The sequence below is a fragment of the Hassallia byssoidea VB512170 genome, assembly GCF_000817785.2.
Lineage (GTDB): Bacteria > Cyanobacteriota > Cyanobacteriia > Cyanobacteriales > Nostocaceae > Hassallia > Hassallia carrinoi.
Window position 1 is genome coordinate 1 of sequence record NZ_JTCM02000133.1, and the last position, 17,415, is coordinate 17,415.

At 42.5% G+C, this 17,415-nt stretch carries 20 protein-coding genes and 1 pseudogene; 9 read left to right on the plus strand and 12 right to left on the minus strand.

From position 1 onward, the window contains the following. The first annotated feature begins 168 nt into the window (after window positions 1–168). A complete protein-coding gene (locus PI95_RS30920) occupies window positions 169–1,095 on the plus strand; it encodes a hypothetical protein (protein WP_039754430.1) in 927 nt (308 codons plus the stop codon). 15 nt (window positions 1,096–1,110) lie between these two features. On the opposite strand, the gene crtH is transcribed toward PI95_RS30920, so the two are convergent. After that, window positions 1,111–2,646 (minus strand): carotenoid isomerase, encoded by a 1,536-nt coding sequence (crtH, locus tag PI95_RS30925; RefSeq protein WP_373695728.1) that lies wholly within the window; start codon window positions 2,644–2,646, stop codon window positions 1,111–1,113. Between the two features lie 22 nt (window positions 2,647–2,668). On the opposite strand from crtH, the gene PI95_RS30930 reads away from it, so the two are divergent. The 4 genes from PI95_RS30930 (at window position 2,669) to PI95_RS30945 (ending at window position 4,499) form a co-directional block, all read left to right on the plus strand. After that, window positions 2,669–2,848, plus strand: a complete 180-nt coding sequence (locus PI95_RS30930) for a hypothetical protein (RefSeq protein WP_163519345.1) — start codon at window positions 2,669–2,671, stop codon at window positions 2,846–2,848. A gap of 148 nt (window positions 2,849–2,996) precedes the next feature. Beyond that, window positions 2,997–3,647: a uracil phosphoribosyltransferase gene (gene upp, locus PI95_RS30935; RefSeq protein ID WP_039754382.1), complete on the plus strand. Its 651-nt coding sequence runs from the start codon at window positions 2,997–2,999 to the stop codon at window positions 3,645–3,647. 76 nt (window positions 3,648–3,723) lie between these two features. Next, window positions 3,724–4,083, plus strand: coding sequence for a ssl2009 family thylakoid membrane protein (locus PI95_RS30940; protein ID WP_039754383.1), 360 nt, complete (start codon window positions 3,724–3,726; stop codon window positions 4,081–4,083). A gap of 161 nt (window positions 4,084–4,244) precedes the next feature. Beyond that, a complete protein-coding gene (locus tag PI95_RS30945) occupies window positions 4,245–4,499 on the plus strand; it encodes a YggT family protein (RefSeq protein WP_039754385.1) in 255 nt (84 codons plus the stop codon). Between the two features lie 35 nt (window positions 4,500–4,534). Here PI95_RS30945 and PI95_RS30950 read toward each other — a convergent pair. Then, a pseudogene (locus tag PI95_RS30950) lies at window positions 4,535–5,765 on the minus strand (RNA-guided endonuclease InsQ/TnpB family protein). A gap of 144 nt (window positions 5,766–5,909) precedes the next feature. Next, window positions 5,910–6,341: a hypothetical protein gene (locus PI95_RS30955; protein WP_039754386.1), complete on the minus strand. Its 432-nt coding sequence runs from the start codon at window positions 6,339–6,341 to the stop codon at window positions 5,910–5,912. Window positions 6,342–6,479: 138 nt separating this feature from the next. Between PI95_RS30955 and PI95_RS30960 the strand changes: the two genes are divergently transcribed. Further along, complete coding sequence (locus PI95_RS30960) at window positions 6,480–7,091, plus strand: hypothetical protein (protein ID WP_039754387.1); 612 nt, start codon at window positions 6,480–6,482, stop codon at window positions 7,089–7,091. Here PI95_RS30960 and PI95_RS30965 read toward each other — a convergent pair. The 3 genes from PI95_RS30965 to PI95_RS30975 form a co-directional block, all read right to left on the minus strand. Continuing rightward, entirely contained in the window at window positions 7,064–7,276 is a 213-nt protein-coding gene (locus PI95_RS30965) for a hypothetical protein (RefSeq protein ID WP_163519346.1), read from the minus strand. The genes PI95_RS30960 and PI95_RS30965 overlap by 28 nt on opposite strands. Before the next feature lie 4 nt (window positions 7,277–7,280). Beyond that, window positions 7,281–8,150 carry a shikimate dehydrogenase gene (locus PI95_RS30970; RefSeq protein WP_039754388.1) on the minus strand — a complete coding sequence of 290 codons (870 nt, stop codon included), beginning with the start codon at window positions 8,148–8,150 and terminating at the stop codon, window positions 7,281–7,283. Between the two features lie 121 nt (window positions 8,151–8,271). Further along, window positions 8,272–8,649: a hypothetical protein gene (locus PI95_RS30975; protein WP_039754389.1), complete on the minus strand. Its 378-nt coding sequence runs from the start codon at window positions 8,647–8,649 to the stop codon at window positions 8,272–8,274. Between the two features lie 632 nt (window positions 8,650–9,281). On the opposite strand from PI95_RS30975, the gene PI95_RS30980 reads away from it, so the two are divergent. After that, window positions 9,282–10,217 carry an alpha/beta fold hydrolase gene (locus PI95_RS30980; RefSeq protein ID WP_039754393.1) on the plus strand — a complete coding sequence of 312 codons (936 nt, stop codon included), beginning with the start codon at window positions 9,282–9,284 and terminating at the stop codon, window positions 10,215–10,217. A gap of 47 nt (window positions 10,218–10,264) precedes the next feature. On the opposite strand, the gene PI95_RS30985 is transcribed toward PI95_RS30980, so the two are convergent. Next, window positions 10,265–10,966 (minus strand): hypothetical protein, encoded by a 702-nt coding sequence (locus PI95_RS30985; protein ID WP_336507643.1) that lies wholly within the window; start codon window positions 10,964–10,966, stop codon window positions 10,265–10,267. A gap of 622 nt (window positions 10,967–11,588) precedes the next feature. Continuing rightward, window positions 11,589–12,020, minus strand: coding sequence for a retroviral-like aspartic protease family protein (locus PI95_RS30990; protein WP_039754395.1), 432 nt, complete (start codon window positions 12,018–12,020; stop codon window positions 11,589–11,591). A 287-nt stretch (window positions 12,021–12,307) separates the two neighbouring features. Between PI95_RS30990 and PI95_RS30995 the strand changes: the two genes are divergently transcribed. Both PI95_RS30995 and PI95_RS31000 read left to right on the plus strand, forming a co-directional pair. Continuing rightward, window positions 12,308–12,676 (plus strand): zinc ribbon domain-containing protein, encoded by a 369-nt coding sequence (locus tag PI95_RS30995; protein ID WP_163519347.1) that lies wholly within the window; start codon window positions 12,308–12,310, stop codon window positions 12,674–12,676. Between the two features lie 143 nt (window positions 12,677–12,819). Next, the gene (locus PI95_RS31000; protein ID WP_039754397.1) at window positions 12,820–13,299 is read left to right on the plus strand and encodes a GNAT family N-acetyltransferase; all 480 of its coding nucleotides are present in this window, start codon (window positions 12,820–12,822) and stop codon (window positions 13,297–13,299) included. 39 nt (window positions 13,300–13,338) lie between these two features. Here the strand turns inward: PI95_RS31000 and nblS are convergent, their stop codons facing one another. From nblS to PI95_RS31020, 4 genes are all read right to left on the minus strand, one after another. Further along, window positions 13,339–15,270 (minus strand): two-component system sensor histidine kinase NblS, encoded by a 1,932-nt coding sequence (nblS, locus tag PI95_RS31005; RefSeq protein WP_039754398.1) that lies wholly within the window; start codon window positions 15,268–15,270, stop codon window positions 13,339–13,341. A 56-nt stretch (window positions 15,271–15,326) separates the two neighbouring features. Then, on the minus strand, window positions 15,327–15,488 hold the full coding sequence (locus PI95_RS31010; RefSeq protein ID WP_163519348.1) for an alpha/beta hydrolase: 162 nt from the start codon (window positions 15,486–15,488) through the stop codon (window positions 15,327–15,329). 14 nt (window positions 15,489–15,502) lie between these two features. Continuing rightward, on the minus strand, window positions 15,503–16,798 hold the full coding sequence (gene purD / locus PI95_RS31015) for a phosphoribosylamine--glycine ligase (protein WP_039754401.1): 1,296 nt from the start codon (window positions 16,796–16,798) through the stop codon (window positions 15,503–15,505). A 102-nt stretch (window positions 16,799–16,900) separates the two neighbouring features. Continuing rightward, window positions 16,901–17,284 carry a hypothetical protein gene (locus tag PI95_RS31020; protein ID WP_236117266.1) on the minus strand — a complete coding sequence of 128 codons (384 nt, stop codon included), beginning with the start codon at window positions 17,282–17,284 and terminating at the stop codon, window positions 16,901–16,903. Between the last annotated feature and the right edge of the window lie 131 nt (window positions 17,285–17,415).

The following is a 17,415-nucleotide window of genomic DNA, read 5'->3' on the forward strand; positions in this document are numbered from 1 at the left end:
ATAGACAAAAATGGACAGCCTTCATCCGAAAATGTCGTGGGGTGTTGAGGATCTAGTAAACAAGGCTGTCCATTTTTGTCCAGGTTCAGCCCAAGGGGGACAAAGGGAGTATTATTCAAAAATTCTCCTTGTCTCCTTGTCTCCTTGTCTTTTTATCTCGGAAGTACCATGCTAAAAGTCACTTTATCAGGCGATCGCATTCACATCGGCGAAAGATTCTCCGTGTCTTTCCAACGCACTCTGCGAATACCTAATGATGGCATCTACCCTCTTCCTCCGGGGTTGGGTGCTTTTCCGATTCAGCGTGTCGCCGATTACCTAGATCGTGTTCCCCCTCATTGGCGCGAACAAGGCGGTTATTTCATTCCCATGTATCAACGAGAAGCATTGTGGCTGGGATTCGACGGTGCGAGTTTCAAGCCAAACGCAGTCAAAATTGCGATCGGTAAAATCAACGCAATTTCCGGCGAAGCTTTGGATGAAACACTCCACACCGACCCCCAAAACTATATCGTCTGTCCAGACCAACCCTGGCTAGACGGCATAAATGCAGGTGATGACTTTATTCGTCAGTTTGTCGCCATGCCCTTGGGACAAGGTTACACTGTTGAGGCGCAAGTTACTGGTACAGAGGAATTTGGTGGAATCCAGATTTTGGTTTACGAACCCAAACCAGGAAGATTTCCCGACCAACCGCCACAAACACGCGGCTTCAGTAGTTTTGAGATCGATGCACCACCAGCCGCCCCGATGGAAATGGGTTTGGGGGCAGGAGGTAAAATGCAGCAAAAAATCTACCCCGATTCTTACGGTCTTGACGTGTGGGATACTGAAAATTACGGCTCTGTTTTCGTGCATATTGTTAATAGCGAGCAGTATCGCGAATTGACAAACCTCGAACCTCCGCCAACACCAATTACCGCTCAAGTTTACGCTCAGTATAAGTTGCCCTGGTTTGCTCTTTACGACGAAGCACAGGGAGATTTGCCAGCAGCTGACAAGCTGAGTAAAATCAAACCCATTCAAGATCAAGATAATCACTCAGTTGATATAGCTGAATCCCAAATCGAAAAGCTGCATCATCCACACGCTTAAGCGCTTAAGCGCTTACTACATGCCTAAATCTACAGCAATGCGATGAGCGCAGGCAAACCCCGAAAACGCCACCGCATTCAAACCCTGACCCGGAAAAGTACTATCTCCCACGCAATAAAGTCCGGGAATATCTGTACGATTAAACGGCATCCCCAATAAACCCCGCAACTTACGCCGGGGAATTGGTCCATAAGTGCCATCTGTACGACCTAAAAAGCGGCGATGCGATCGCGGTGTTCCCACCTCTAAATAATCCAATCCCGCATCTAAACCGGGAAAAATCTTCTCCAAACGGTCAATAATTCGCCACGCTGCTTCTTCTTTCTTCGCCTCGTACTCACCCGCTGATAAATTCTGCCAATCTGCAATCCAATGCGGCGTGAAAGCGTGAATTATATCATAGCCTGTCGGTGCTAAATCTGGGTCAAGCAGAGTCGGAATCGACACAAAAATTGTTCCTTCCGCAGAAGCCATTTTTTCCCAGTCTTCTAGCAAAATGTGATGGCATTCTGTCCCCTTCGGCAACACCGAATTTTTTACCCCCATGTGCAAACTAAGAAAACTGGGCGATTTTTTATAGCGTTGTTGCCACTTTTTTTCACTTTCTGGTATTTCTTCTGCTGGTAGTAAATTTTCAAATGTATCCCAGCGTGTAGCATTAGAAACTATGCGTTTTCCCAAGTATATTTTACCGTTAGCCAGTTGCACGCCCACGGCTCGTTGATTTTCTTGAATGATTTTTGTTACTCTCGCTTGATAGTGAATTTCGCCCCCAGCTTTTTCAAGACCCTCAACTAGTTTTTGGGCAATTTGTCCCACCCCACCTTTAGGGTAGTTGACTCCTCCATAATGCCTGTCACAGAACACCATTCCCGCATTAATCATCGGTGTCATGTCCGCTGGAACTACCGACCAGCAATAGCACTCAATATCGATAAATTTTAATAATTCCGGGTCTTTAATATAGCGTCGCGCTAAATCTCCGGCATTTTGGGGCAGATACTTAGCTAAACCGAGACACGCTAATGGGTGCTGGAAAAATGACCGCAACAAATACCGAGGTTCTTCCAGAGACAGCAAATCCATGCGATTGAGGCAATTAAAGACTTTCCAACATTCGTCATAAAAACGACGAATTCCTTCTTTTTCATGAGGAAATTTGGCAGTAAGATTTTGCAAAAATTTCTCATAAACTCGATCAACTTTAAGAGAGAAGTTGTCGGGCAGATGATAATGAATCTGCACCAAGTCGGGAATTGTCTCTAAGCTGACATTTACAGCATCAAGAGCGCGTTTTAATAAGTTGGTGGTGCCGCGATCGCCAAACCCAAAAATCATCGACGCCCCAACATCAAATTTATAGCCTTGCCTTTCAAAGTAACCAGCACTACCACCAGGAATTAGATAGCGTTCTAGCACCAGCACTTTAGCACCCTTCGCGGCTAGCTGAGTTGCTGTCACTAAACCACCAATTCCAGAGCCAATGACGATTACATCGAATGAGAAAATGGGGCATTGGGCATTGGACATAGGGCATGGGGCATAGGGCATAGAAAGAGTTTCTCACACAATCATGCATAAATGTTCACCGGATGTAGATAACGTTTTACTCAATTCCCAATGCCCACTCCCCACTCCCCACTCCCCACTCCCCACTCCCCACTCCCAAAAAAAAGAGGGACGAGCCGTTATATTGCTGGCTAATCCCGTCTGCCGATCCTTAAAGAGAGGAGAACACTTGAGACCAATATAAACTTGATTGAGAATAAATGTCAACTATAAATGAAAAAAACTTGCAATAAATTTGCCGATGTAATTTTAGCTTTCAGTAGTACGCCCCGCGCATAGTATTATGAGGTTTCAGTTGTTATATAATGTATAGTCGCCATCATCCGCAAGTTATGACGCTCCAATTGCGTATTTACGTTCCGCCCCATCCTTTAATTAAGCACTGGCTGGCAGTCGCTCGTGATGCTGCGACACCTTCAGTTTTATTTCGCAGTGCGATGACTGAATTGGGACGCTGGTTGACTTATGAAGCTGCTCGCGAGTGGTTGCCAACTCAAGAAACAACTGTTGAGAGTCCTTTAGCATCGTGTCCTGCGACTTTGATTGACCCAGAGATGCCGATCGCAGTCGTGCCAATTCTCCGGGCAGGGTTAGGATTGCTAGAGGGAGCGCAGACGTTGCTACCTTTGGCTTCTATTTATCATCTGGGTTTAGTGCGAAATGAAGAAACTTTGCAACCAGAGTGTTACCTAAACACATTGCCAGAAAAATTTGACCCCCAAACACGAGTGTTAATTACCGATCCGATGTTAGCAACGGGAGGTTCGATTATGGCAGCGATGGCAGAATTAACACATCGGGGTGTCGATCCGACTTTGACGCGGATTGTTTGTGTGGTGGCAGCTCCCCCAGCTTTGCAACAATTGAGTGCTGCTTATCCGGGTTTAATAATTTACACCGCCACCATTGACGAAACCGTCAACAACCAGGGGTATATTGTACCGGGATTAGGAGATGCAGGCGATCGCATCTTTGGGACTTAAGCTAGTATGCAGCTATAACAGTAAGGTGCAATAACTAGTTGGGAGATGCAAAGCGTTTCATCAAGGCGGTAAAGATATGAGTCAGCGTGATGGTTTTGCGAGTGGTTTTTTTGCTGGGGCAATTGTCGGCAGCGTAATCGGTGGCGTTGTGGGTGCCCTGATTACTCAAAAACGCGATCTCGAATTAATAGAAGAGGAGTCAGAACAGACAAATGGAACAGCAGAGGCTAAAAAAACAAATATTTTGAAACGGCGTACTATGAAAGCCGCCGAAAATGAAGGTGTGGAAATAGAAACGGCGCGGCGATCGCTTGAAGATAAAATCGCCCAGCTCAATGCCACAATTGATGAAGTCCGCAAGCAACTGGGAAATGTCAATACTAACTCTACTCAGTCAATTAGCGATCGAGCCTCGCGCAGCGATGAGCCTCGCTAACGTCTAATCAAGACAGGGTAAGTGCGCCGCTCCTAAAAAAGCTAATGTGGAGATACCACTTGTGGTATATGTTAAAACAATCCGCACACACCATGACCCAGGCTCAATTAAAATCAATATAAAGACCGATGCGTGACACCTAGCCGAAAACGGACACATCCATGAATTTACTGGTTACTACTCTGGCTACTTTCGTACAGATTTATGTCGCCCTGCTATTTATCAGGGTTCTGTTGACTTGGTTTCCCAACGTCAACTGGTACAATCAACCATTTTCTGCTTTGAGTCAGATCACCGACCCCTATCTGAATCTTTTTCGCTCAATCATTCCTCCATTAGGCGGCATGGATTTCTCACCGATGTTAGCGATTATACTGCTTCAATTTGTCGGTAGTAATCTTGGTAGATTGGCATAAAGTTTGCAGTTTGCCTCATTATGAACTACCCCACCCTATAGAGGGATGGGGTTTCCAACTTCACGGGGAACAGCATCTAACAAAACCGAAGTCTTGCCAGGTTGACTTACATTCCCTCCATTGGCTGTGTCGCTAGTTCCTAACGACAATATCCGCAAGGCTTCATTTCTAATGTTGAGCGCAGCGTTGATATCGCGGTCGTGTTGAGTTTTACACTTAGTACAAGTCCATGACCTAACATCTAACGCCAAACTATCTACTTTGTTGAGGCAGACACTACAAGTTTTAGAAGAAGCAAAAAACCTATCTACTTCGATATAAGTTTTTCCTTCCCATTGAGCCTTGTATTTAAGCATTGTACAAAATTGACCCCAACCACAATCTAGAACCGCTTTAGCAAAATTATGGTTGCGTACCATGCCTTTGACGTTAAGATTTTCCACTGCAATAACTTGGTTTTCGTTTACTATCTTGCGGGATAGCTTGTGCAGAAAATCTTCTCTAACTCTGCTAACTTTCGAGTGAATTTTAGCTACTAATTTACGCGCTTTTTTTCTAGCGTTACTATCTTTTTGTTTACGAGCAAGACTTTGTTGTTTCTTTTTGAGATTAATGCTGTGTTTTTTGGTGTGCCTAGGGTTGTCAAACTTATTACCATTACTGGTGATGCAAAAATGAGTCAACCCCAGATCAATACCTATAGCTTTTCGGTGAAGTGGAGGCTTCAGGCATTTTTTTTCCGTCATCAACTAAAACAGAAGCAAAATATTTACCATCTGGATTTAGAGAGATAGTGACAGTTTTAAGTTGACCGTCAAACTTTCTATCTTGTTTGCAATAAACCTTGCCAATCTTCCCTGGAAGCTTGAGGTAGTCTCCATCTTGTTTGACATTAGACGGATAACTAATTGATTGCCTATCATGTTTAGATTTGAATCTAGGAAATCCTGCTCGTTTTTCAAAGAAGTTTTTATAGGCAGTTGATAAGTTTAGTGCTACATACTGCAAACACTGAGAATAAGCATCACTTAACCAAAGGTAATCTTTTTTGAGATTAGGCAATAAACCCTGAATAGCACCTCTGGATAAGCTTTTTCCCGAAACTTTATAAGTCTCTTGACACAAGTTCAAAGAATAATTCCAAAACCAACGACAACAACCAAAGCTTTTTGCTAAAGCTTTCTGCTGCTCGTTAGTTGGGTAAATTCTAAACTTATAAGCTTTATACATTATCAGTATTGCATGTTGCTGATAATATAATAACATAGATCAAGAAAGTAAGGACGCTTCGCGGTTTATTTATTGGTCGCTATCCATCCCCACCTTGATCGATGGATGGGGAATTCCGCGACATTCGTTAAAGTAAAAGATTTTCGGTCTGGGCTAACCAGCCCAGACTACTTCAACTCATTAACGCCGGACTTGACCGCTAAATCCCGCAGCTTTAAACTGCTTCAGCTTCAATGGTGTAGGCTGATTCGCAGGTACAGAAATTCTCAAATCAAAATCACTGATACCTGGTGGTATTTCCGCAATTGAACCCAGACGGGTACGATTTTGCATTACCGAATCGTTGTTAGCATCATAGATACGTCCAAAAATATCTGCATCGTAAACTGTTTTGTTAGTATCATTTTGAGCTTTACCAGTGACAATAAAGCAGTTAGCAGCCGCAGAACTATTACTAGTAACAGTTCCTTTTGCCAGTTCTGGTGGACACTCATGATAGGAAATATCGAATAGTTTAACCTGTGTCAGCGCTACAGCGGGCGGAGTAAACACCCACGAAAGAAGCCCGATGACACAGCAAATGAAAACAAGCGTTTTGGAGCGCAACCGCATAAAAGACACCGTAAATAAATTCAACAATAGTAATTTTAAAACCCAGCTTACCTTGAATTTAACTCCAAAGGGAGTTGGAGAGTTGTATTTAAGATTTGTAATAATTAAAAAATATATTCGCTCAATTGCCCTGAAATTATGAGTCCTGATGAGATTGAAGCAGCCTTGCAAGCAGCCTTTAATAGTTGTGATGCAGCCAGCTGTCCTCTCACTGATATGCAGAAACAGATATTACTGCAAGTAATTTCGGAAATTCAGGAAAACTCTTATGCTGGTGTTGCAGATCTTCGCAATCCGTTAGACGAACTTACGCCGGCGGAATTAGAAGCATTTTTAGAGTTCGTCAAAACACAAGAGCAACACAACCGCACTTGGAAAGTACAATTACTTAACGACTGGCTGCAACAGAAGGACTCTGGAAAAGTAAATTTTGTTCGCAAACGCTACGGTTTGCAGTGGCTAAATCGCGTTGAGCCATATCATTTTGAAAAGTATTCTTATTTTGAGGATGCACTCAAGCTCAGGATAGGCGATCGCATCGAAATTTCCAATGCTCTATGGGAATGGGTACAAGAAAATGGTCCGTGTACCCGCGAATGGTTTCCCTGCACAGTAATTCAAGTAAATCAAATTGGCAATGGCGATGATACATACACCAATTGCATCATCCGCTTCAGCAACGGTACTGAATACGAAATTCAAGGAATTTACGAATGGAATCGTTATAATTGGCGCTGGCTGAGGAGGTAGGGGGAGTGGGGAGACAAGGGAGAGGGGGAGCGAGCGCTGTGCGGAGGTTCCCTCCGTTGAGGCGACTGGCGTGGAGACAAGGGAGATGGGGGAGATGGGGGAGATGAGGAAGCAAATTCCTCCTTGTCCCCTTGTCTCCTTATCTCCCTTGTCCCCTTGTCCCCTTGTCCCCTTGTCCTCCTCATCCCCTCACCGCCAACCCAAGTGATTTCTTAGTGTTTGGCGCATGATGTCTACGGGGACGGCTTCTAAATCTAACCAGATTCTTAAGGCTGATGCACCTTGCTGGACTAGCATTTCTAATCCATCAATGGCGATCGCACCTTGTTGTCGTGCTAGTTGAAGAAATCGTGTCGGGCTAGGATTGTATATTAAATCGTAGGCGATCGCTCCTCTAGGCAAATCCCTCATTTCCTCTGCACTTAAAGGCGACACATCAACGTTGGGATGCATTCCCATTGGCGTTGTGTTTACCAACAAATGTGCTTGGTAAATTATCCTTGACACTTCCTCCCATTTATGTATCTGCAAATTAACTTCTGGCGGTAAATTATCCCAACTATTGCGGAATTCTTTCAACTTCTCCTCATTGCGCCCAATTACATGAACTTGCGTACAACCTAGCTGGATACAACCAGCTACAACAGCGCGAGATGCCCCACCATTGCCTAAAATTACAGCTACCGTCTGCTGCCAATTTCGCCTATACGTTGTTTGCAGAGGAGAGATAAATCCTTCTATATCAGTGTTTGTCCCAATCCAATGGTTATCTTTACGAAGAACAGTATTTACCGCACCTACAGATTTAGCAATTGGATGAATTGCCGATAAACAACTCATAATCGCCTGTTTGTGAGGAATTGTCACGTTAAAGCCTGTAACGCCAATCGCCAAAAAGCCTTGGATAGCTTTCGGCAAATCATCTGGTTTGATGGGAAAAGGCAGATAAGCGTAATCTAATCCCAAACATTCCAGAGCTGCATTATGCATCAACGGTGATAGCGAATGTTCAACCGGATGCCCAATTACTCCTAGCAGTTTAGTTTTTCCAGTTATCATTTAAAATCAATACTTTCAGCTTCTAAGTTTGAATTAATGCTTAATTTTAAGTAATTACTTTAAGTAATTTCAACAACATCTAAAAAAAAACTCCTACTTGAAAGTAGGAGTTTAATGTAGATTACATGTTCAACAGTAAGAGCGCTTGTTCCAAGTGCATCTTAGCTTTGTGCAAGTTAAGCAGCGTTTCCTGGTCATAGCGATGGGGATACTCTAAACGCTTCCCTTGCATCGTTGCTTTAATCAATGCAGCTTGTTGGTCGCTAGGTTCTCCCATCTGATCCAATGCTTGCCCTAAGTCCTGATAGCCAATAAATGTCATTCTTCTTAATCCTTCCCCTTCCTTCATCTGACGTAAGGCAATAGCTGCAAAGGTAAATAAAGTATCAATCCAAGCAGTTTTATAACTAGGGTTTCCCAGTGGCTTCAATCCATACTGCTTGCAGAGTCCCTTAAGTTCCCCTAAGGTTTTGATTTTAATTTGTGAACGTGTAAACATGGAATTGTCCATTTTAAAAAGGTGGATATTGGTGGTTGCTAGTCGTCAAACAAATCAACCACCAATTAAACAATTTATCCCTATGTACACATTCGATTCAACCTAGATTTACATTTCTTAATTGATGCCAAACCCTAAAGGGAACCCTGAAAACCTTATCAAGCTTGTTACTGACAGAGATGAACCGTTAACTGAAACGGTGACTATCAGGGTTCCCGCATCCATTAAGCAAAAGCTAAAATCATTAGACAATCACGCAGAGTTCTGTAGACAAGCCATTTATAAGGCTTTGAGCGAACTAGAAACCAGTGATGAAGATTTTACTTAAAGTAATTTACACACAAGACACTACTGACCCTAGTAAATAGACATCTCCAGAAAAGACGTAGAGACGTAGCACTTGCTAATCTCTACAAGGGTTTCGGGCAACGCATAATAAAAGAGGGGTCGATGTCTAATGTTTTTTCCCGTAATCAATCGTTGCATAATCTTAATATTTTAAATCTCGCACGCGCCAAGCACGCCTAAAGATAGAAATTTAGTTTAGGCGCTAAAAACCCTTAAATAATCAGCCTATAGCCTGAGAATGCCGAGCTACAATTATTAAAGGATACTTAACATTTCGTCATATCATGCAGGCAACTACACGCCCAGCTGCAACCCCGATTCCGGGAAAATACTGGCAGTGGCGAGGGCACAACGTTTACTACGTAAGAGCGGGAGAAAAAAAACCCCAACGTCCACCTTTGCTGTTAGTGCATGGGTTTGGTGCTTCTACTGACCACTGGCGTAAGAATATCACAGGACTGTGTAACGATTTTGAAGTTTTTGCGATCGACCTTTTGGGATACGGACGTTCCGCTAAACCGAAGTTGGAATATAGCGGTAACTTATGGCGCGACCAACTTTATGATTTTATCACTGAAGTGATTGGTGAAAAAGCGGTTTTAGCAGGTAATTCCCTTGGTGGGTACGCTTGCTTGTGTTTGGCAGCGCAACGTCCTGACGCAGCAGCGGGTTTGGTTTTGCTTAACAGTGCTGGACCCTTTAGCGAAAATCAGACTTCATCAGAACCGGAAGCCTTACAACCAGAAATTCAGCCTCCCAAGCAAACAGACGCACTGCAAAAACTATTGGGTGACGTTGTGAAATGGATTTTTCAACAACCTTTGGCTCAGTTTATTTTATTTCAATATGTGCGACAGCGTTGGGTAATTCGCCAAACTTTAGAGAAAGTGTATCTTGACAAAAGCGCGATTACAGACCAGTTGATAGAAGAAATTCATCGACCTTCTAACGATCCTGGTGCAGTGGATGTATTTGCTTCGATGTTTAGCACTCCTCAAGGAGAGAAAAATGATGTGTTATTGCAGCAATTAACTTGTCCGTTGTTGATGTTATGGGGAGAAGCTGACCCTTGGATGAATGCCAGAGAACGTTCTGGGAAGTTTCGCCAATACTATCCTCAACTGACGGAATACTTCTTGCAAGCCGGTCATTGTCCTCATGATGAAGTACCGAATCAACTAAACCCACTTTTACGAGATTGGGTTTTGTCTATTGCATAGTGTTCGTAGTAAGCGCTTAAGCGCTTAAGCGCTTACTACAAGCAGATTTATTTCAGATATGACTTAATTTCTCGATCTATTTGGTCGCTAATAATTTCAGCGGCGATCGCAGGTTTATTAAGATTAACTTTGAGAAAATTTATCTTGTCTCGTTCTGTAAATTTTTTATCGTTATCAGAGTCTTCAATAATTTTTAGAAAAATAGCACCAACACTTTGAACAATTGTCCAACTAATGAGTTGAGTATTGTTCGGGGTAATTTGCTGGAGATTCTTTCCTGACGAATCTGATATATATCCAATAATCGCATCTTGGGAGTTGAGTTTATTATCTTTGTTTGTATCGTTTTCAATTATTCTATACAACCAAAATCTTGTTGATGGCTTTTCCTGTTCTTTTTTCTCCAAAAAATCAAAAGAAGTTATAATTGCTTTTTTCTTTAGTAATAGATGTGTTTCACCATTCTTTTTATTGGAAAATATAATATTATACAATTCAATTTCTTTATCAGAATAAGATGAAGAATCTAAAGAAATTTTTCTACTAATTGGATAAGAATTTTTGATATTAACTGGAATCATCAGATAATCTGATTGTTCTTTCAAGATTAAATCGCCGTAGACAATATTGGGTTGTGACTTTTCCTCGGCAATTGAAGAAGTTTTTGCCTGTTCTGCTTTTCTAAAAACATTTGCCTGACATGAGGAAGAAAGTGTAGCGACGATAATAGCTGTAGTAATTTTCTTCAACTTATGATTTATCATTAAATTTCAGCCGGATGTTTTATCTTATTGTATTCGCTGTAACTTTGTTACAAGCGAAAAAGAGCTTACATGTGCTGGCTAGTTGTAAAATCTAAACTAGGTGAAGTACCTTTTGTTAGCGTTATCTTCTTTCTGCCGTATAGATCATAATCATCGTATTATTCATTATAAAAGTACTAAAACACTCAAAAACCTGGTCAAGGTTGACCAGGTTTTTCAAAATTTGTGATTCTCAAATTGTTAAACTTGCTAAGTAATAGAATCAGTCAACTACTAGGGTGGATACAACAACGGGCAAACTCAGCATATTTACGTTTTTCCGTTTTAGGATTTGGCTTCCCTATTCAACTTAGGGGCAGTGCCACTCATTTTTTATGCTGCTATTTGCTTGGGCTGATGACGGGGGACACGAAGTCATTTGCCCTTTGACTTTGGTTGTGTTTTCTTTGGTGTCCTACTATTTAAGTTATCACTCAAATCTGAGATTGGAATCGGTTGTTTAATAAAGTTAACGTTTCGTTTAATTTTGAAATATATAGTAGTTTTTTGAGAGATAAGCAAGGTAACTGAAGTATATTGAGAAGCGTAGACGCAAAGCAGCTTGTCGCTAGACATCGCCTAAACACTTAATCATTGCCACTGGATAATCAGGGTTAGCTGGATTCGGTATCAAGCGCTGATTTTTGCAATCTACCAGTAAATCTAACTTTTCCAAAATCACCTGACCAATCAACACCTCATTACCTACAACCAATGCCTCATCTACAGTTGTACGTCCTTCACACTCAATGATTACAGGTCCGGTTACTCCGACAATTTCCTCACTCCCGTTAGCGTATTGAGCAAGTCGCTGACCTCTAATTCGCAAACCTAGCTGCTCTACAATCTCTGTTGAAATTACTAAAGATACTGCTCCTGTATCAACTAACCCTTGAGTTTCATGCTCGCGTAATAATCTTGGTGCTAGCAAACCTCGATTTACTAACTCCTCATCTACAGCATTGGTTAACTTTACTTTAGCGTGAACTGCTCCCATCATTTTTTTACTAAGACTTTTATTTTGATTGTATCTCTATTTAAATTCAAATAATGAAAATATTTAGATAAGTATATAGCAATGCTATTTTATTTATGATAAACGAACCGCAGAGAACGCAGAGGACACAGAGGAAGAGAGAGAAGATAATTTTATAAATGATTTAGAGTTGCTATAGGTGAAGATACAAATTAATTAATAATACCCAATCCCAAATTCTAAATCTTAAATCGATCCATTCTTGGCAGTAAATAGCTAAAATCAGAATGTTTATTTATTGACTTCAAGTTTTGGCTACTGTATCTTGTCCCCGTTGTCATCAATCCGTTGACAGTCAAGCTGTCACCTGTCCCCATTGCCGCACAACTCTCAAAGCATTCGGACATCCCGGCATTCCGTTACATCGTGCTACCGGGAAAGAGTATTTGTGTGACAGTTGCACTTACCACGCTGATGATAGTTGTAACTTTCCTCAACGTCCTTACGCTAAAGAATGTACTCTCTATCAAAACGTTGAAGAGAACAAGTTAGAGTTGCAACAACAACGCGAAAACACTAGCTTTGCTGCAACTGTAAAAAACTGGATTAAACGCAATTCCTCTTTGTTATTGTTACTAAGTTTAGTATTAGTTTGTTTGTTGATAGCTTTATTTAGGTAATATATATTTAACTTGCACTATGACTGAAAAAAGGTTAAAGGACAAATAAATGCATGATTTTTCAATTCTTTTAATCCTTCACCTTTGCATGAATGCCTGACTAATACCACTAAGTCTAATTAAACCAAAATAAAGGAGTAAATTTGGCTAAGGTTCATTTACGCAAAGTCATCCATGATAATTTATTTGAATGCATCAGTCTGGAAGTAAAAGAATCCCAAAAAGGATTTATAGCATCGAACGTGAAATCACTGGCTGAGGCTTATGTAAATTCAAATTTGTTCCCCTTGGCTATCTACGATGCCAAAGTTGCGGGTTACGAAAAGCCTCAGTTGCCAATGATTGGCTTCACGATGTATGAAATAGTGGCTGGCGTTGGATTTATTCTCCGTCTCATGATTGACCACAAATATCAGCAACAAGGCTACGGACAAGCGACAATTTTAGAGCTAATAAGGCGTTTAAAGCTGCATCCAGAAGTTGAATTGATTGCAACTAGTCATAAACGAGGTAATGAAACCGCAGCCAAACTTTACCGCAGCCTTGGATTTGTAGATTGGAACATTGACTGGGCTATTGAACATGAATCTGAAATTTATCTGAGATTGGATCGGGATATTTGATGGAAATAACTTAATAATCAACAATCCTTTTTGACTTTTTTAAACTACATTTGCACCCTCAACAAAAACTTGAATTGCATCTTCATTAAAAACGGTTAAATCAAACCAAAAAGTTGTACCAACACCAACTTCACTCACGAGATGGACTTTACTATGATGCTTTTCTTCGATGATATTTCTGACAATTGATAGTCCTAAACCTGTGCCTTCTAAAGTGTGAACTCTGTTTTCAACCCGGAAGAAGCGGTCAAAAATTGCTTTTTGGTCTTCTGGGGGGATGCCAATACCAGTATCGGAGATTTCTACCCGCACTTGACCTGGCTGGTTGTGATTGGGTTTTGAGTCTAATTGGTAAGTGCGAATTGCAACTTTGCCACCAGCAAGAGAAAATTTGAGACAATTACCAACTAGATTTGCTAACACTTGTAGTAACAAATCGTAATTACCGACTACTAAGGGCAAGTTAGGGGCAACTTCTTGAATAAGTTCGATGCCTTTATCTCTAGCATTAAGTTGGTAAGTACGTAGAGTTTGGTCGATCGCTTGCGCTAAATCAACTCCATTAAAGTGATAATTGCGACCAGATTCTAGCTTGGTCAAATCCAAAACATCATTAACCAGACGAGTCAGGCGATCGGTTTCATGGTTAACTGTTTCTAGAAATTCCCGCCGTTGATTTACACCCAAATCTTCACCGTATTCGTGCAGAGTTTCGATAAACGATTTGATATTAAATAAAGGAGTTCGCAGTTCGTGGGAAACGTTGCTGATAAATTGGCTTTTTGCCTCGTTTAGTTCTACTTCGCGGGTAATATCTTGCACGGTGATGGCGATACCTTTAATATTCTCCCGTTGCTGGTTGAGAACTGTAGTTAAAAGAATGCGGATGGTGCGCTTGGTAGGTTCGCTAATCGGGATGCGAAACTCAGCGCTTTCGCATTCCCCTGCTGCCATTTCATACAAAGGTCGGGTAATTTCCATCTGCACTGCTGAGGGCAAATGAGACAAAACACTACTACCTTCGACATGACTATTTCCCCAGCCAAAAATTCGCCGCGCTGTGGGGTTGACTAATATCACCTGCATGTTGTTGTCAATCAGCACCGCACCATCAGCAATGGTGTAAACCAACGTTTCTAACTTGGCTTTTTCTGCCGTTAGTTCCTCAATATTTTGTTCTTCGTAACTCTCCAAGCGCTCTGCCATATCATTAAAGCTTAAAATTAACCCTCCCAGTTCGCCACCTAGTGGTAAGTCAATTCGCTGCTGAAAATTTCCGGCGGCAATTTGTTTTACTCCGGCTAAAAGTTCTTTAATTGGCTTGGTAATGGTCAAAGCGTTGACTACTCCTGCCAAAATCACCATTACCCAAATCGTGATAAATACGGCAATGGTGACATCGCGGGTAAAATTTGTAGAAATGACTGCGGTTTGATTGGGGTTAATGCCGATCGCTAATACACCCAAATATTTGTTATCAACAATCAAAGGCACAAATACATCAGTTACGACTCCATCCGGGGACTGATGTTGTCGCACCATCGGCTTGTCTGCATCGGCAGCATAATCATCTGGTAGCTGTATCCGACGCTCAATTGTTAGGGACGTTTCTACCTCTGGTTCCCAAAAGGGAATGCCAAAAAAGATTTTCCCAGTTTCATCAGCATACAGCATATAACGCACGCTAGAGGTGCTGCTGTAAAAGCGTTGGGAAAATTGGGCAACTTCGGTAAGATTTTCGTCTTCTATCAGCGGGGCAATGTTAGCCGCTAGCAGCAGTCCGAGGTCACGACCGAAGCGGGTATCATTCAGACGTGCATCCTGCTGAATCGTATTCACCGCCCAGAAGGTTAGACCACTCATAATTAAAGAAACCACTAAAGTGGCAGCAGCCAAAAGCTTGGTCTGGAGAGTGAACTCCGACCACCAATTGGCGATCGCTTCTCGGATTGTTTTAAAAAAAGCCAGCATTTTAAATAAATTGTTAGTAGTTTCTCTTATAAACCCCAACAACTAAAAATTAACAGTTAATTTGACAAATATGTTAGTGGGGAATGGGGAATGGGTAATTGGTAATCGGTAATTGGTAATCGGTAATCGGTAATCGGGGGAAGTGGGGAGTACGGGGACAATTCTTTCTTTCCATTACCCATTCCCCATTCCCCATTACCCATTCCCCCATTACCCATTACCCATTCCCCCATTACCCATTACCCATTCCCCCATTCCCCATTACCCGATGACCAATATCGCGCCGATAATACATTCCCTCAAAGTGGATGCATTTGATGCCGGCGTATGCAGAAGCGATCGCTCGATCAAAATTCTCTCCTATGCCGGTGACATTCAACACCCGACCGCCATCTGTCACTACTTGCTGAGTAAGCAACTTTGTCCCAGCATGAAATACATTAGTTCCTGCGGATAAAGCTTGTTCAATGCCTGTAATTACTTTTCCTTTCTCATACGCCCCAGGATAGCCGCCTGCGGCTGCGACGACGGTCGCAGATGCCCCACCTTTCCAAGCGATGGGCGGCATGTCTCCCAGGCGTTGCTGGACGCAGGCAATCATTAATTCTTCTAGGGGTGTTTCTAACAGTGGGAGAATGACTTGTGTTTCTGGGTCGCCAAAGCGACAGTTAAATTCTAAAACTTTAAAATTGCCATCTGGGGCAATCATTAAGCCAGCGTAGAGAATGCCTCGATAGTCGATGTTTTTGGTTTTGAGGATGGCGATCGCTTTCTCTAGCACTTCTTTTTGCACGCATTCCATAATTTGCGGTGTAGCGATCGGTGCTGGGGCATAAGCTCCCATTCCCCCTGTATTATCTCCTGTATCGCCCTCGCCAATTCGCTTATGATCCTGAGCGGGCAATAAAGGGCGAATCGTCAACCCATCCGTCAAGGCTAAAACTGACACTTCCTGCCCAGTCAAGCACTCTTCAATAACTACAAATTCTCCAGCGCTGCCAAACTGCCCTTGAAAAATCGCATCAATAGCCGCCTGTGCCTGTTCCACTGTTGCTGCCACAGTTACGCCCTTACCAGCCGCCAAACCATCAGCCTTGACAACAATTGGTGCGCCCTGCGATTTCACATATGATTTAGCTGCTTTTGCCTCCGTAAATACCGCACCCTTGGCTGTGGGAATTTTCGCTTCCTGCATCAAAGCTTTTGCCCAAGCCTTACTCGCCTCAATTTGCGCTCCTGCTCTCGTCGGACCAAAAACCATCAAACCTTTATTTTGCAGATAGTCGGTAATTCCCTTTGCCAGCGGTACTTCTGGACCAACGACCACCAAAGAAATATTATTTTGTAGAGAATAGCGGCTGATACCTTCAAAGTCATCTACCGCCAGAGCTAAATTTTCACAGCGTTCTAAAGAAGCCGTACCACCATTTCCCGGCACGCACACAACTTGCTCAACTTGCTTAGATTGCAGCAGTTTCCATGCTAGAGCATGTTCCCGCCCTCCACTACCAACAACTAAAACTTTCACGCGCTATCCTTGCGATGATTATGCCTTAAGTCTTTTCGCCAATCAATTTTTCCATCAATTCTGATGCTGATGCAAGCCCCCCATCAGGAATTGATTGTTATTTCACTCTAGACCCTCGACTAGTTTTTTGAATAGTAACTTTGCAGCTTTGGCACTAATGCGCGATCGCACTAACCTTACTGGACGCCCCGCCGCTTTTTCGGCATCCATCTGAGAACCCAGCGCTGAACCAATTTCATTATCCAGGCGACAGCGCTTAACCTCGATGCGGGTGAAAACCCACTTGCCTCTGGCGATACGACACAAGTCAGAACCACCGACAATTTTGATTTTACTTTTATCCCCAGACGCTTCTTTTGACGGTGCAAGCCAAGCGTGACTAATGAGCGCGGCGTAGCGACAAGTAGCGCTTTGTCGGTTTCCCAGACTTTCGACCCTTCCTAATCCTGATTTCTGGCTTACCGTCAGCGCCAAAGTAAGCTTCAAGCGGGTAAATTTGGGAGAGGATGATTGCCTCTAGCCGCAGCCCGAAACCAAACAGTTTAAATACTTCGCGGTACGCGGTAAACTTTGAATCAGTTAGAAGTTGCTGTAATTCCAGCTCAATGCTGTGTTCT